At 30.7% G+C, this 16,043-nt stretch carries 15 protein-coding genes; 13 read left to right on the top strand and 2 right to left on the bottom strand.

The window, feature by feature from the left end; genetic code table 11:
- Positions 1-135 precede the first annotated feature (135 nt).
- The 11 genes from OXH55_RS04975 (at position 136) to OXH55_RS04925 (ending at position 13,578) form a co-directional block, all read left to right on the top strand.
- Positions 136-1,557: a sigma-54 interaction domain-containing protein gene (locus OXH55_RS04975; RefSeq protein WP_268048442.1), complete on the top strand. Its 1,422-nt coding sequence runs from the start codon at positions 136-138 to the stop codon at positions 1,555-1,557.
- 226 nt (positions 1,558-1,783) lie between these two features.
- On the top strand, positions 1,784-2,119 hold the full coding sequence (locus tag OXH55_RS04970; protein ID WP_268048440.1) for a UxaA family hydrolase: 336 nt from the start codon (positions 1,784-1,786) through the stop codon (positions 2,117-2,119).
- Positions 2,120-2,157: 38 nt separating this feature from the next.
- Positions 2,158-3,321: a UxaA family hydrolase gene (locus OXH55_RS04965; RefSeq protein ID WP_268048438.1), complete on the top strand. Its 1,164-nt coding sequence runs from the start codon at positions 2,158-2,160 to the stop codon at positions 3,319-3,321.
- Positions 3,322-3,344: 23 nt separating this feature from the next.
- Positions 3,345-5,120 carry a choline/carnitine O-acyltransferase gene (locus tag OXH55_RS04960; protein WP_268048436.1) on the top strand — a complete coding sequence of 592 codons (1,776 nt, stop codon included), beginning with the start codon at positions 3,345-3,347 and terminating at the stop codon, positions 5,118-5,120.
- A 103-nt stretch (positions 5,121-5,223) separates the two neighbouring features.
- On the top strand, positions 5,224-6,813 hold the full coding sequence (locus OXH55_RS04955) for a BCCT family transporter (protein ID WP_268048434.1): 1,590 nt from the start codon (positions 5,224-5,226) through the stop codon (positions 6,811-6,813).
- Positions 6,814-6,957: 144 nt separating this feature from the next.
- Positions 6,958-8,379 carry a sigma-54 interaction domain-containing protein gene (locus tag OXH55_RS04950; RefSeq protein ID WP_268048432.1) on the top strand — a complete coding sequence of 474 codons (1,422 nt, stop codon included), beginning with the start codon at positions 6,958-6,960 and terminating at the stop codon, positions 8,377-8,379.
- Positions 8,380-8,548: 169 nt separating this feature from the next.
- Positions 8,549-10,267 (top strand): hydroxylamine reductase, encoded by a 1,719-nt coding sequence (gene hcp / locus OXH55_RS04945; RefSeq protein ID WP_268048430.1) that lies wholly within the window; start codon positions 8,549-8,551, stop codon positions 10,265-10,267.
- 211 nt (positions 10,268-10,478) lie between these two features.
- Positions 10,479-11,177, top strand: coding sequence for a nitrite/sulfite reductase domain-containing protein (locus tag OXH55_RS04940; protein WP_418921828.1), 699 nt, complete (start codon positions 10,479-10,481; stop codon positions 11,175-11,177).
- Positions 11,178-11,272: 95 nt separating this feature from the next.
- Positions 11,273-11,731, top strand: coding sequence for a YbaK/EbsC family protein (locus OXH55_RS04935; protein ID WP_268048426.1), 459 nt, complete (start codon positions 11,273-11,275; stop codon positions 11,729-11,731).
- 103 nt (positions 11,732-11,834) lie between these two features.
- Positions 11,835-12,950 carry a DUF362 domain-containing protein gene (locus tag OXH55_RS04930; RefSeq protein ID WP_268048424.1) on the top strand — a complete coding sequence of 372 codons (1,116 nt, stop codon included), beginning with the start codon at positions 11,835-11,837 and terminating at the stop codon, positions 12,948-12,950.
- Between the two features lie 10 nt (positions 12,951-12,960).
- Entirely contained in the window at positions 12,961-13,578 is a 618-nt protein-coding gene (locus OXH55_RS04925; RefSeq protein WP_268048422.1) for a DNA-3-methyladenine glycosylase, read from the top strand.
- Positions 13,579-13,613: 35 nt separating this feature from the next.
- On the opposite strand, the gene OXH55_RS04920 is transcribed toward OXH55_RS04925, so the two are convergent.
- Positions 13,614-13,847 carry a hypothetical protein gene (locus OXH55_RS04920; RefSeq protein ID WP_268048420.1) on the bottom strand — a complete coding sequence of 78 codons (234 nt, stop codon included), beginning with the start codon at positions 13,845-13,847 and terminating at the stop codon, positions 13,614-13,616.
- A gap of 210 nt (positions 13,848-14,057) precedes the next feature.
- Here OXH55_RS04920 and OXH55_RS04915 point away from each other — a divergent pair, with 210 nt between their 5' ends.
- Positions 14,058-14,324: a hypothetical protein gene (locus tag OXH55_RS04915; protein ID WP_268048419.1), complete on the top strand. Its 267-nt coding sequence runs from the start codon at positions 14,058-14,060 to the stop codon at positions 14,322-14,324.
- The gene (locus OXH55_RS04910) at positions 14,325-14,687 is read left to right on the top strand and encodes a hypothetical protein (RefSeq protein WP_268048417.1); all 363 of its coding nucleotides are present in this window, start codon (positions 14,325-14,327) and stop codon (positions 14,685-14,687) included.
- A 35-nt stretch (positions 14,688-14,722) separates the two neighbouring features.
- On the opposite strand, the gene OXH55_RS04905 is transcribed toward OXH55_RS04910, so the two are convergent.
- Positions 14,723-16,033: a voltage-gated chloride channel family protein gene (locus tag OXH55_RS04905; RefSeq protein ID WP_268048415.1), complete on the bottom strand. Its 1,311-nt coding sequence runs from the start codon at positions 16,031-16,033 to the stop codon at positions 14,723-14,725.
- Positions 16,034-16,043 lie beyond the last annotated feature (10 nt).

The raw sequence follows: 16,043 nt of genomic DNA, 5'->3' as shown, positions 1-16,043 counted from the left end.
TAAAAATATAAAGAAAGATAGTAGATAGCGTCAGTGCAATCACTGTCTTTTTTTATTACAAAAAATATTAGCTTATATAGAAACATGTCAAATGATGTATAATATATTTATAGTATTGTAATTGGAGGTAAGAGAATGGTGGATGAAATCAACTTAAAAGAACAGAAAAAAGATGTACTTGAGAATAAGTTATCTTTTGAAGAACTAAAAAGGATTGTGGATAATGCTTTTGATGAAATCTTTGTTTATGATAATAATTATAATGTAATTTATGTAAATAAGGCATGTGAAAAGCATTACGGAATGAAACCATCTGAAATTATTGGAAAGACATTTTGGAAATTAGAAGAACTTGAATGTTGGCATCCATCTGTATTACCTATGATATATAAAGAAAAAAGGCGAATGACCATACAACAAAAATCTTATCTTGGAGAAACATTAACAACTACTGCAGTACCGATTTTTAATGAAAACAAAGAAATTGAGTTTGTAGTAATGAGTGTTAGAGACGGCATAAATGAGATATCTGTAGTGAGAAAAGAGTTAGAAGAAAATATAGACAATAAAAAGGATACATATGATTTTCATGAACATACTACGGATTTATCAGGAAATAGAATTATTTTTAGAAGTAAACAAATAAAAGAACTACTTAGTCTAGCTAAAAGGGTTGCTAAAGTAGATTCTACAATAATGATTCAAGGAGAATCCGGTACTGGTAAAGGAGTTATAGCAAAATATATACATAAAAATAGTAATCGGAAAGATAGACCATTATTAACTATAAATTGTGCAGCAATACCTGAGGACTTACTTGAATCAGAATTGTTTGGATATTCTAAAGGAGCATTTACAGGAGCAGCTAAGGAAGGAAAAGTAGGTCTTATTGAATTGGCTGATAAGGGGACATTGTTTTTAGATGAAATAGGGGAGCTTTCGCCTAGTCTTCAAGCTAAACTATTACACGTAATTCAGGATAAGCAGTTTATTCCAGTAGGAAGCAGAGAAATAAAAAATGTTGATATAAGAATAATAGCAGCAACTAATCGTGATTTGTTTGAGATGGTAGAAAATAATAAATTTAGAGAAGATTTATATTATAGATTAAATGTAATTGAAATTGATATTCCACCTTTGCGGGAAAGAACAGAAGATATTGTAGCGTTAAGCAATTATTTTATCAATAAATTTAATAAGAAATATAAGTATACTCGCTTTATATCAGAAGAATGTTTAGAATTTTTGGTTAATTACAGCTGGCCAGGAAATGTAAGACAGCTTGAAAATTTAATTGAAAGATTAGTAGTTACATCTATTAATCCTATGATAGAAATTAGTGATCTTCCTAAGATTTTTTTTAGAGATCAGAAATCAGATAATGATAGACATTTACCTGAAACTTTTGATTTAGCTGTAGAGGAATTTGAAAAAAAATTAATCACAAAAGCTTATGCAAAATTTAAAACTTCTCGAAAAGTGGCAGAGTGTTTGAATATTAGTCAAACAAAAGCATCTAGACTTATACGAAAATATTGTTCTTCAGAAATAAAATAAATAATTATTAATTGACGGTTTAATAGCCGTTTTTTTTTATTTAAATAATTATTCGTATGAGTTGAAAAATGAGTCAAATATGATGATTTTGATTCAAAAATGACTCAAATTTAATGAGTAATTGTGATTATAAAGTTAAATAACCAAGTAAATTGGATAAAAAAATATTGGCACGTATATTGCTATATATAAATTACGAAATCAAAAATGAAAGAAGGTGTGTTGAATGAAAAAGGCAATAAAAAAGTCTAATGACGATAACGTAGCAACTGCTTTAGAAAATATTGATTTAAATGAAGTGGTTCAAATAATTTCTGAAAAAAATGACAAACTAGGCGAAATTCAAGCAATTGAATCGATTCCTTTTGGCAATAAGATTGCTCTTTACGATATAAAAGAAGGTGAAAATATTTCTAAATATGGTCATATAATTGGGAAAAGCATTAAAGCAATATCAAAAGGTAGATTAGTTCATGTGCATAATGTAAAAAGTAACAGAGTTGATATACCAGAAATGGCTAAGAAAGAAATTATTAAACAGATGGGGATTAAAGTAGGTTAGTTATTTTTTAATATGTAATAAGTGGAGGAGCGTTAAGCATGAAATTTAACGGATATGTAAGACCGGATGGCAGTGTAGGTGTTAGAAATTTAATTTTAATTATTGCAGTTGATGAATGCTGTGAAGGTATTGCAAGAAAAATTTCTGAAAAAGTAGATAATTCTGTAGTAGTTACAAATTACTACACTTGTATGCTAGGAGGAAATGAAGAAACTTTAAGCAATATGATTAATGCGGGATGTAATCCTAATGTTGCTGGTGCATTAGTATTAGCTATGGGATGTGGAAGTATTGATCCAAATTTAGTAGCTGATCCAATTAATGAAACTGGTAGAATGGCGAAAACGATTACTTGTATAAAGAGTAATGGGACAAGAAAAACTATAGAAGAAGGAATCAAATTAGCAAGGGAAATAGAAGAGTTTGCTAAAGGATTCAAACGAGAACCAGTAGATATTTCAAAATTAATTGTTGGGGTTAAATGTGGTGGCTCAGATACAAGTTCTGGTATTGCATCTAATCCAAGTGTGGGGAAAGCAGTTGATTTATTGGTAGATGCAGGTTCAACAGCTGTATCAGGTGAATTGTTTGAACTTATAGGTTGTGAAGAGGTTTTATGTAAGAGAGCGGTAAATGATGAAGTTGCTGAAAAGATTAAAAAGCTAATTTCAGATGAAGAAAAAAGATGGAGCGTACCAGGTGCAGACCTTGAAACTATGAGTGTAGGAAACAGTATAGGTGGACTTACAACAATTGAAGAAAAGTCACTTGGGGCACTTCATAAGACAGGAACAAAACCAATACAAGGAATTCTAGAATTTAGCAATAAAGGTCATGAGAAACCTACAAAACCTGGAATGTATTTATCAGAAGCAACAATGCTTTGTGGTGGATCTGCAATGCACTTTGCAGCAGTTGGAGCTCAAATTATCTTATGGACAAGCGGAGCAGCTGGATTTAATAATCCAATCGTTCCAGTTATACGTGTAAGTGGAAATGAAGATTTAATCAATGAGGATATTGATATTGATGCTACAAAGATAATGAAAGGTTTAGAATCAGCTGATGAAGTTGGAAAAAGAATTTTTGATAAAGTAATTGAAGTAGCAAATGGAGAAAAAACTAATATTGAAGACATTGGATATTCTTATTGTAGCCTTATTCAAAAAGATTTAAGAGTTGAAAATTGTTTAGGTATATAAACTAGCAGGAGGAGAATAGAAAAATGAAAGATTTTATTAAGTATAATGTTCCAATTAAAAACACTCATGATTTGCCATCATATCCTATACCAACATTGCAAGATACGTTAGACAGATATTTGGAATGGGTTGAACCTCTTGTGTCTTCAGATGAGTTTGAGGAAGCTAAAAAATCTGTAGATGAGTTTTTAAGCATAGAAGATTCTAAAAAATTGGAAGAAAAGATACAAGAACTAGGAAATAGAGAAGATGATAGTTGGATTTATGATTACTGGGTTAAATCCCACCTTTTAGTACGAGCTCCTCTTACACCTCATACTAATGTTCCAATTATATATGAAAACCAGAAACTCCTAAAATTCGAAGTGCTTGAGAGAATAGCTATCCTTATGCATTCAGCTGCTGTTGTATATAAAGATTTTAAGGAAACGGGTAATGGAGAATATTGGATTAAGAATAAACGTTATTCTAATGATGAATTTCATGGATTGCTAGCGTCCATCAATGATATCAAAGAAGGAATGGATGAATACTATATTAGCGATAAATGTTCAGAGCATATTGTATTTTCTTATAAGAATCATCTTTATAATGTTCAAGTAATTAGAAATGAAGAGGTAGTTTCTGCTGGTGAAATTCTAATGGTGCTTAAGAATATTGTTTCAAGTACTATTGAACCGCTTATACCAAATGCGAATTATGTAACTATTGGTGTAGATAGAGATGAAGCAGGAAGAGTACTAGAAAAGATTTTGCAAAAGGATAGCAATCAAAAGGCATATCAACAAATTAAAGATGCCATTATAGTTATGAACTATGATGATATAGAGGTTAATGGTGTATATGAAGAACTAGACAATGGTTCTTATAATAGAGAGTATGTAAATCGTTGGCATGGAAAGGGATTCCAATTTTCTTGCACGAAGAATGGTGTTTTCTCTTTTATTGCAGATCATTCATTTGTAGATGGTGGAACAGAAATATACTTTATCAATAGACTTAAGCAATACATTGATGAAACTGCATTTTCATTTGAAGAATTAATTTCAAATGCTAAAGCAGAAGAGGTAATTTTTGATCTTTCAGAGGATGTTAAAAAACCCCTTTTAGATTTAAAGAAAGGCTTCGATCAGTGTATGGATAGTTTTGAAACTAGATATGTTGATTTTGATGGATTATCTAGGCAAGGGTTAAAAGAAAAAGGAATTCTTTCTGGTGATGGATTTATTCATCTTGCATTCCAAGTAGCACAGTATATGACTTACGAACGTATTAATAATACGTATATCTCAGTGGATGCTAGAAAATTCTTTAGAGGAAGAACTGAGTGTAATCGACCTGTCTCAAAACAGAGTGTTAGTTTTGCAAAAGAGTTTATGAAAAAAGAAAAATCAAAAGAAGAGCTTTATCAAATGATGAAAGATGCATTAGATGAACACCATAGACGTGTTAAGTTATGTCAGGCTGGACAAGGAGTAAACAGATATCTATATGTACTGGAATCAGTATACAAAGACTATGGTAAAGAAATGGGAATTACTGAAAAACCATCTTTGTTTAATACAGAAGCCTTTAAGGTTATAGCGAATAATCATTTATCTGCGACTTCATTTGGTCACCCAGATATGAAATACCTTTATTTCCCTCCTGTTGAAGAGCATGGGTTCGGTATTTACTATTTTGTAGATGTAAAATCATTTATGATTATTACAGCTTATAAAGACGATGTAGAAACAATGGACAGAATGATAGCAAATCTTCAAGAGTGTATTAAAGGAATGTTAGACTTGCATAAGTAAGATGTACTCCACAAAAACTACTATAACATAGAAGATTTTGTGGAGTAGTAGAAATAACTAATAAATAGGATAAAACTTATTATTTATAAGAGGAGGAATATTAGTGAAGACGAATCAAAATATGAAAAAAGTTAAAATAGATAAAACGGTCTTTTTCGGTGCCATGATTGCTTTATTGGCTGTTTCATTGCCTATCATTATTTTCCCAGAAGCAAGTGCAAAGATACTTAATTCAGTTAACAAATTTATTATAACGAAATTGGGTAGTTTCTTCATTTGGTTTGGATTGTTTTGTTTAATATTTTGTTTATGGATATCTTTCAGTAGATATGGAAAAGTAAGATTGGGAGATGAAGGTGAAAAACCAGAATTCAGTAGTTTCTCTTGGGCTGCAATGCTTTTTTGTGCTGGTGTAGGAGCTGGAGTTGTATATTGGGGAGTTATTGAATGGGTTTATTACTATAAAGCTCCACCACTTGGAGTTGCAGTAGGTTCATGGCAGGCAGCTGAAATGGCAGCAGCATACGGTATATTCCACTGGGGACCTATGGCTTGGGCTATCTATTCAGTAACAGGTTGCGCTGTTGGTTACATTATTTTTGTGAGAAAAGGTAATATTTTAAAATTAAGTGAAGCTTGTCGTGGTTTAATTGGAAATAGGGTTGACGGAATTATTGGAAAACTAATTGATATTTCATTCATTTTTGGTATTGTTGGTGGTGTTGCTACAAGCTTAGGACTTGGGTCACCATTAGTAACGGCAGGTCTTTCAAGAGTATTTGGAATTAAGGAAACGCCTGGTCTTCAAATAGGTATATTATTTCTTGTAACACTTATTTTTGGATTTAGTGCTTATTCTGGATTAAAGAAGGGAATAAAAGTTCTTAGTGATTTAAACGTAGTATTGGCTATAGGTATTGTTTTATTTGTTTTTCTAGCTGGAAATACTATATTTATACTTGAAATGGGAACAACTTCACTTGGTGTTTTAGCTACAAATTTCTTTAGAATGAGTACATGGCTTGATCCAGCGGGTAAATCAATGTTTCCTCAATCTTGGACTGTTTTTTACTGGGCATGGTGGGCTGCATATGCACCGTTTTTAGGAATGTTTATTGCACGTATTTCAAAAGGTAGAACTATTAAACAAATGGTAATGGGTTCATTAATTTATGGATCAGCTGGATGTATTCTTTTCTTTGCTGTTCTAGGGAACTATGGATTAGATCTTCAACTTTCAGGAAAAATGGATGTTGTAGCGACACTTAATGAATTAGGTGGTCCACAAACTATTATTTCTATTCTACAAACTTTACCTTTCGGTAAATTGGTTATAACTTTAGTAGTAGTTCTTAGTGTTACATTTATGGCTACTTCTTATGATTCAGCTTCTTATATTCTTGCAGCCAATTCTCAAACGCAAGTAGGAGAAAATGGTGAACCTATAAGATGGCTTAGATTAGTATGGGCATTCAGTTTGGCACTTATTCCTATTGGATTCATCTTACTTGGAAGTCCACTGAAAACTCTGCAGACAGCATCACTAGTTTTTGGTATTCCTGTTTGTATTATTGTTATAATGTCTGCATTCTCTTTCGTGAAAATGGTGAAAGTAGATATTAAAGAGAAAAAATTGAAACAAAAAGCGGTAATTAATGAATTTGAAGATGATGAATTTGAAGAGGCGGTATAAAAAGGCTAGATATTTATAAAACATTAATAAAAACCTGTAGAATAGTAAAATCTACGGGTTTTTATTTCATAAATGAATTGTACTTAGGGATATATAATTAATGAATATTAATATGGAGTGAGTAAATTAATCGGAGGTTAGAAAATGGATAGCCAAGAGAAGTTAAAGACAAAAGAAAAAAATAAAATAGAAAATAAATTGACTCTTGAAGTATTGAAAAAAATTATAAATAATGCTTTCGATGAAATTTTTGTTTATGACAATAATTATCGTGTGGTTTATGCAAATCGAGCAAGTGAAAGACACTATGGAATTAAAGCAACTGAGATTATTGGAAAAACATTTTGGGAGTTAACTGAAATTGAATGTTGGTATCCATCAATATTACCTATGATATATAAAGAAAAAAGACAACTGACTATAGAGCAAAAATCTTATCTTGGTGAAACCTTAATAACCACGGGAGTTCCTATTTTTGATATAAATGGAGAACTTGAATTTGTAGTAATGAGTGTAAGAGATCATATAAATGAAATATCTGTAATAAGGGAAGAGTTAGAAAATAATCTAGTTAATAATAAAAAAAATACTTATAAACTAGAAGATAATAGCATAAAACAATTATCAGATAAAATCATTTTTCGAAGTGATAAAATGGAAGAATTACTTGAGTTAACAAAGAGAGTTGCCAAAGTAGATTCAACAATAATGATTCAAGGTGAATCTGGTACAGGTAAAGGTGTTATAGCAAAATATATACACAAAAATAGTAAGCGTAAGAATAGACCACTTTTAACTATAAATTGTGCAGCAATTCCTGAGGAGCTACTTGAATCAGAATTATTTGGTTATTCTAAGGGAGCTTTTACGGGAGCTAATGCAGAAGGAAAAATAGGGATTATTGAATTGGTAGACAAAGGAACTTTATTTTTAGATGAAGTTGCAGAGCTTTCACCGAAGCTTCAAGCAAAGATTTTACACGTAATTCAGGACAAGCAGTTTATTCCAATAGGAAGTAGAGAAATAAAAAAGGTTGATATAAGGATAATAACAGCTACCAATAGGGATTTATTGAAAATGGTTGAAAATAATAAATTTAGAGAAGATTTATATTACAGACTAAATGTTATTGAAATTGATATACCACCTTTAAGAGAAAGGCCAGAAGATATTGTAGCTTTAAGTAATTATTTTATCAATAAATTTAATAAGAAATATCAATATAGTTGTTATATATCAGAAAAGTGTTTGGATTTCTTATTGAATTATACTTGGCATGGAAATGTAAGACAACTAGAAAATGTTATTGAAAGATTAGTTGTTACATCAACTAAACCTATGATAGAAGTTAGTGATCTTCCTAAGAGTTTTTTTAGAGATATAAAATCAGATAATGATAGACATTTACCCCAATCTTTTGATTTAGCTATAGAAGAATTTGAAAAAGAAGTAATTACTAAAGCCTATAAAAAATTTAGAACTTCTAGAAAAGTGGCAGAGGCTTTGAGTGTTAGTCAAGCAAAAGCATCTAGGCTTATAAAAAAATATTGTACTTCAGAAATATAAAAAATAAATTTTATAGATTTTTTTAATGATTCGTAACGAAAGTTACGGTTTTTTTTTGCCTTAAATTTTATAATTTAGGCAAGTACTTTGGTAGAAAAAGTGCTTGAATAAGTGTGTGAATATAATTACTTAGAAAATATATAAACAATAATAATGGAGGTTTTATAAAATGAGTATGTTTTGTTATCAATGTCAAGAAGCAGCTGGAGGAAAAGGCTGTACAGGAAAAGGCGTATGTGGAAAAACTCAAGATGTAGCAAAGACACAAGATTTATTAATATATATTACAAAAGGAATATCTATATATAGTACAAAAGCTAGAGAAGTAGGTATAGTTAATAAAGAAGTTAATAACTTTATAGTAGAAAGTCTTTTTTCAACTATTACTAATGCTAATTTTGATAATAAGGCTTTAACAGAAAGAGTAAAAAAAGGATTGAAGTTAAGACAGGAAATGAAAGAACAATTAATCAAAGCTGGTATTAAAGTAGGATCAGCTGAAAATGATAATTGGTTATCAAAATTATTAAAATTTGCAGGTGTAAAAACTAAAGAAGAAGAAAATTTACATGAAGCTGCTACTTGGTTTGCAGACAATGCAGAAGAATTTAGCAAGAAAGCAGAAAAGGTTGGAATTTTATCTACAGAGAATGAGGATATTAGATCATTAAGAGAACTTTTAATTTATGGATTAAAAGGTATGGCGGCTTACTTGCATCATGCCAACAACTTAGGATACGATGATGATAATAGTCATGCATTTATGCAGAAAGCTTTAGTGTCAACTTTAAATGATAACTTAAGTGGAGATGATTTAACAGCAATAGTTCTTGAGTGTGGTAAATATGGTGTAGATGTTATGGCTTTATTAGACAAGGCTAATACATCAACTTATGGAAATCCAGAAATAACTAAAGTAAATATAGGAGTTAGAAATAAGCCAGGAATATTAATAAGTGGACATGATTTAAAGGACTTAGAAGAATTATTAAAACAAACTGAAGGAAAAGGGGTAGATGTATATACTCACAGTGAAATGCTTCCAGCACATTATTATCCAGCATTTAAAAAGTATACACACTTTGCAGGGAATTACGGTAATGCATGGTGGAAACAAGATAAAGAATTTGAAAGCTTTAATGGGCCAATATTAATGACTACAAACTGTATTGTACCTCCAAAGAATTCTTATAAAGATAGAATGTATACTACTGTAGCAACTGGTTTTGATGGAGTAAAGCATATACCAGAAGGAAAAAATGGTAAAGCAAAAGATTTTTCACAAATAATAGAACAGGCTAAAAAATGCAAACCACCTGTAGAAATAGAAAAAGGAGAAATAGTGGGAGGATTTGCTCATAATCAAGTACTAGCATTAGCTGATAAAGTAGTAGATGCAGTAAAATCAGGTGCAATAAAAAGATTCTTTGTAATGGCTGGTTGTGACGGAAGAATGAAGAGTAGAAATTACTACACAGATTTTGCAAAAGCATTACCTAAGGATGCTGTAATACTTACAGCTGGATGTGCTAAATATAAATATAATAAACTTGATTTAGGAGATATAGGGGGAATTCCTAGAGTATTAGATGCTGGACAATGTAATGATTCTTATTCATTAGCAGTTATAGCTCTTAAATTAAAAGAAGTATTTGGATTAGAAGATATTAATGAATTACCTATATCATACAATATAGCATGGTATGAGCAAAAAGCGGTAATAGTATTATTAGCCTTACTACACTTAGGGGTTAAAAATATTCACTTAGGACCAACTCTACCAGCGTTCTTATCACCAAATGTAGCTAAAGTATTAGTAGAAAACTTTGGAATTGGTGGAATAACTAATGTAGAAGATGACTTAAAAATGTTCATGGGAGAAAAATAAAATTAATTAAAATACCAGCAAATTGCTGGTATTTTTTATATACTACTTAATTGAAACATATTGTAAAAATGATTGTATTAAAAGCTACAATTTTACAAATACTATGGCTAAAGTTATTAAACATAAATAATTATATCGTAACTATAGTTACGATATTTCGTTTTATAAAACAGTATAATTATAAATAAGTAAGGGGATGAAAAATATGGACATGCCAAAATATGCAGCGTTACAAAAGGTTAGAGATGGAAAAAGAACATATGCAGTTACACCAAGAATTCCAGGAGGATTTATTAAACCAGATAAATTAATAAAAATTGCAGAAGTTACAAAGAAATATAAAGGGGTTTTAAAAATGACCTCTGGGCAAAGAATTATGATAACTGGATTGAAGGCTGAAGATGTTGAAAAAATATGGGAAGAATTAGATATGGAACCTGCCGTTAAATCTCCATATTCAGTTAAAAACGTGGAAATGTGCCCAGCTACCTTCTGTAAAAGAATGAAACAGGATTCCTTAAGATTAGGAATGAGACTTGAAAAAAGATTTTATGCAGCAGAAGCTCCCAATAGAACAAAAATTGGAGTGGCAGGTTGTAGAAATGCTTGTGGAAGTGTTCATTCTAAAGATATTGGAGTTATAGGTACAAAAGATGAGGGATATGTAGTAGTAGCGGGAGGAAGTGCAGGATTTCATCCTAGACTATCAGATAGAATAGCTAGTGATCTAACAGAGGATGAAGCATTTATAATGGTAGAAACTATATATGAATATTACAATAATAATGCTGAATTTGGTACTAAATTAGGTCATTTTATTGATGAAATTTCTATAGAAAAGTTTAGAAATGATGTAATGGAATTATTTAATGAAAACTTAAGTAAAAATAAGGATAAAGTACTGGAGTAAAAAATATTTTAAGGTTAAACTTGACAATTTAGGGAAAAATGGTAGTATAGCTTTAAATATTGCAAAGCAAAGAAATATAAAGGGGGCAAAAATAAATGAGTTTAGAAAGTGTAAAAAAACAGTTTGAAGAACAAAATTTAGATTTAGAAGTTATTGAGCTTGATGAGAGTACAGCTACTGTTGAGCTTGCAGCTAAGGCTATTGGGGTTGAGCCTGCACGTATTGCGAAAACAATGGCATTTGGATTAAAAGATAGAGATATCTTAATAGTTTCAAAAGGTGATGCTAAAATTGATAACAGAAAATACAAGGATTTTTTCAATGGTAAGGCTAAAATGTTGAGCTTCGATAAAGTGGCGGAGGTAACAGGTCATCCTGTTGGAGGAGTTTGCCCATTTGGACTTGAAACTGCAATGGAAATATATCTTGATAATTCACTTAAAGAATTTGATTATGTATATCCAGCAGCAGGTTCGCCAAATTCAGCAGTAAAAATAGCTCTTGATAAACTAGAAGAAGTAACTAAGGGTAGCTGGGTAGATGTTTGTAAATAATAAATATATAATAGGTAACAAAAAAAGTACTTATTAAAAATGATTTATCATAAAATTATAAGGTGTGAAATGTATGTTATGCAATAATTGAGAGGTGAAGGCAGTGGGAAGTAAAGTTTATTTTATGAATTTACGATCTAGAAGTCCAAGGGAAAATAAAATAACTAAATTGAGAAAGTTATTTGAAACAGCGGGATTTGGTGATTTTTTAGGAAAAAATGATTTAACTGCTATAAAGCTTCATTTTGGAGAAGCGGGTAGTGAAGGTTATGTAAATCCTGTTTTTGTGAGACAAATTGTAGATAAAGTAAAAGAAAAAGGAGCTAAGCCTTTTTTAACTGATACAAATACTTTATACTCAGGTAGTAGAAAAAATACAGTAGATCATATGGAGACAGCAATATTACATGGATTTGATTATGCTGTAGTGGGAGCCCCTATTATAATTGCAGATGGGCTTTTACAAGAGAATGCAGTAGAAGTTGAAATAGATAAAAAGCATTTTAAAACTGCTACTATTGCAGGAGCTATTGCACAAGCAAATAACATGATAGTTCTTTCTCACTTTAAGGGACATGAAATGGCTGGGTTCGGAGGAGCAATTAAGAACTTGGCTATGGGTTGTGCACCATCAAAAGGAAAGAAAGCTCAACATTCTACTAGACCTGTAGTAAGTGAAGATAAATGCATAGGATGTGGAAATTGTGTAAAAGTTTGTCCGGAAGAGGCAATTACTTTGAAAGATAAAAAATCCATTATAGATAAAAATGAGTGTATAGGTTGTGGAGAATGTATGACAGTTTGTCCTACAAAAGCCATAGAGATTAATTGGGATACAGAAATTAAAGAATTTACTGAGAAAATGACAGAATATGCGTATGCTGCAGTTGTTGATAAGGAAGATAAAGTAGGATATATTAATTTTGTAATTAATGTTACTCCAGACTGTGACTGTGTTCCATGGAGTGATGCATCTATAGTGCCTGATATAGGTATATTAGCATCTTGTGACCCTGTAGCTTTGGATAAAGCTTGTTTAGATTTAGTAAATAAAGCAGCAGGAAATACAAATACTTTCCTCAATGAACATGCACATGATTGTAAATGTGGAGAGGATAAATTCAAAGCTATGAGAAAAAATACCCATGGAGATATACAAATTAGTTATGGAGAAGAAATTGGACTTGGAAATAGTGAATATGAATTAATTGAAATATAGTGGGGGACACATGAAACTAAACAGAGAATTTTATAATAGAGATACTTTAGTAGTAGCAAAAGAACTTTTAGGGAAAATCCTTGTTCATGAAGTAGACGGAATAAGGACTGTGAGTAAAATAGTAGAGGTAGAAGCTTATATTGGACCAATGGATAAAGCTGCACATTCGTATAATGGAAGAAGAACTCCAAGAGTTGAGCCTATGTATGGAAATCCAGGTTTTGCATATGTGTATTTTATATATGGTATGTACTATTGCTTTAATATTGTAACAAGAGAAGAAGGAATGCCAGAAGCTGTATTAGTTAGGGCAGTAGAGCCAATAGAAGGAGTAGAGATAATGGCAGAGCGAAGATTCAAAAAATCGTTTGATGAACTGACTAAAGCACAAAAGAAAAATTTAACTAATGGTCCTTCAAAATTGTGTAATGCATTGAAAATTAACAAAGAACAAAATAAAGAAGATTTGTGTGGAGATAAATTATATATAGAACAAGGAAAAGAAGAAGAGTTTACTATAGGAACTTCGGAACGTATAGGAATAGATTACGCAGAAGAAGCTAAGAATTATCCTTGGAGATTTTATATTGAAGGAAATCCCTATGTATCAAAATTGAGAAGGAAATAAGAAATGGCAGAGAATATCCCTGCCATTTCTTATTTTTATGCAGGATAAGGAAAAAAGAGTGCAAATCCAATACAGAAAACACCAAATATTACCATGAATATTCCGCTTATCAAAGATTTCTTTCTAAGACGTTGTATGTACTGTTCATCTGTTTCACCAGACTTTTGTTTACCTTTAATTTTTGTGATATCGAAAGTTGGTTTGGTAGCGTTGACAATATACATAGCACCTAGTACTAAAAATAATCCACCAATAAATAAAAACAACAAGACGTATTCCCCCTATAAATAACTTTTATATTACTAACAATATATAATAACATAAATTTTTGAAAAATGTATAAAAAATTACAGAATAAAAAAGTATCAGATATTTTGTCTGATCCCCTTTTTATTATTGTAGATGAAAAAAAATGTCCATATGTAAATTTATAATAAAATTAGCGATTAGGGTTTTATTAAATTCGAGGAGATGAAGTTATGAAAGAAAAAATGGAGAAAATATTAAAAAAAGCAAGTTTTAAAATAAGTCTAATAGAAATAGCAATCACTAATGCAGCAGCATTACTTACATTTTATTTAATATATACATTGAATATCGAACAAGTTCCTCAATTAGAGAAATACTATGTTATCCCTCTTATAGTGCTTGTTATATTTCTTTTAAAACAAAATAAAAAGATTATGGCGGAAACTAGAACTGAAGTTGAGGAAATGTTTAATGAATATTCAAAGGAGGAGTTATAAATGAAAGAAATATTAGTAACATATACAGAAAAAGGAGAAAAAGCATTAAAATATTTTAATTTAGAAAAGCAAAGAATAGAGAATGTGTTAAATAAAATGATAAGAAAAGAAGGATATAAGTTAACAAATAATGAGGAAATAACTTTTTTTGAAGCCTTTGTAGATGAAAAAACTTTTGCAAAGTATATGCTGATTGGGAAAATTAATAAAATAGATATGGATAAATTTAAAGTTGAAATAGAGGAATTTAGTAAAAAGGTTACAGATGGTAAGAATAAAAAAGTTCATATGTATGTAATGCCTAACTATGAAAATGAAAATGCACCTACATTAAGAGAACACCTCCAGAATATAAATAAATAATATGCTGGAGGCTTTTTTATGTTTAAAATAAAATTTTACGAGCACTTTTTAGTTTTTAAAGATGACAATGTTGAGTTTTCAGGTAGTTTAAGCCATGAATATTTAGGAGCACATATTGTTTGAGAACCGTAAATACCATGGTGACCAGAGAATAGGTAACTTATTATACAAGAAATAAACAAAAAGGGTATTCCTTGTCCATGGAATAGTTCTAAGCCCATAACAAAACAAGCTAAAGGTGTATTAGTTGCACCTGCAAATAGAGCTACAAAGCCTAAACTAGCTAAAAAGTAAGGGGACATATTCAGTAGTTGCCCTAAAGCATTACCTAAAGTTGAACCTATGAAGAATAACGGAGTAACTTCTCCACCTTGGTACCCAGCACCTAATGTTATTGAAGTAAATAAAGTTTTAAAGAAAAATGTTGGTAGTGCTACTGGTTCTTTTAAAGATTTATCTATCATTGGAAGTCCTAAACCTAAATAATCTCTAGTATTTAATATGAAAACTAAAATAATAATTATTGTACCGCCTATTAAACTTCTATATGCTTGATTCTTAGTAATTTTACCAAAAGTTTTTTTGAAAAAATAAGTAAGTTCACTGAATAAGATACTTCCAAGTCCAAAACAAATAGATGCAATTATAACCTTAATTAAAACAACAAAAGACATCTCAGGAATTTGTATCATTTGATAATGTGAGTGTGTAGCGCCTAATGCTAAACATACTTCATTTGATACAAAAGCGGATATGAAGCAGGGAATAAATGCATAGGAATGCATTTTACCTATTGCTATTACTTCCATTGCAAAAATTGTTCCAGCAAGAGGAGTTCCAAATACAGAACCGAAACCACTGCTTATACCGCAAAGTAATAATATTCTTCTATCTTCCTTATTAATTTTTAACAATCTAGCAACTGTATCTGCTACACTTCCACCCATTTGAATAGCAGTACCTTCTCTTCCAGCAGATCCTCCAAATAAGTGAGTGATTATTGTTCCAAACAAGGTAAGTGGAGCTAGTCTTGAAGGAACAGATTCTTCTTTTTTAATTCCATGTTCTACTTGCTCAATAATTAGATTATTCCCCTTGCTGCTATTTTTTCCCCACTTCATGTATATGAAGCTGACTAAGGCACCACCTATTGGAAGTAGAAATATAATGTTAGGATGAATCTCTCTGATACTAGTTACTTTACTAAGTGATATCAAAAAGAAAGCAGATAGCATTCCAGATGGCACAGCAACTAAGGAAGCTAATACTAACCATTTAATAAAGAATATAATGGCGTTAAAATGTTTAAAATCTTTGTTTGTGTAATTTTCTAATATTTTTCTCATGTAATAGTAC

Origin of the sequence: Clostridium ganghwense, assembly GCF_026735165.1 — a bacterium.
GTDB classification, from domain to species: domain Bacteria; phylum Bacillota; class Clostridia; order Clostridiales; family Clostridiaceae; genus Clostridium_H; species Clostridium_H ganghwense.
Note: the sequence above shows the minus strand (reverse complement) of the source record. Positions and strands in the feature narration are given on the sequence as shown.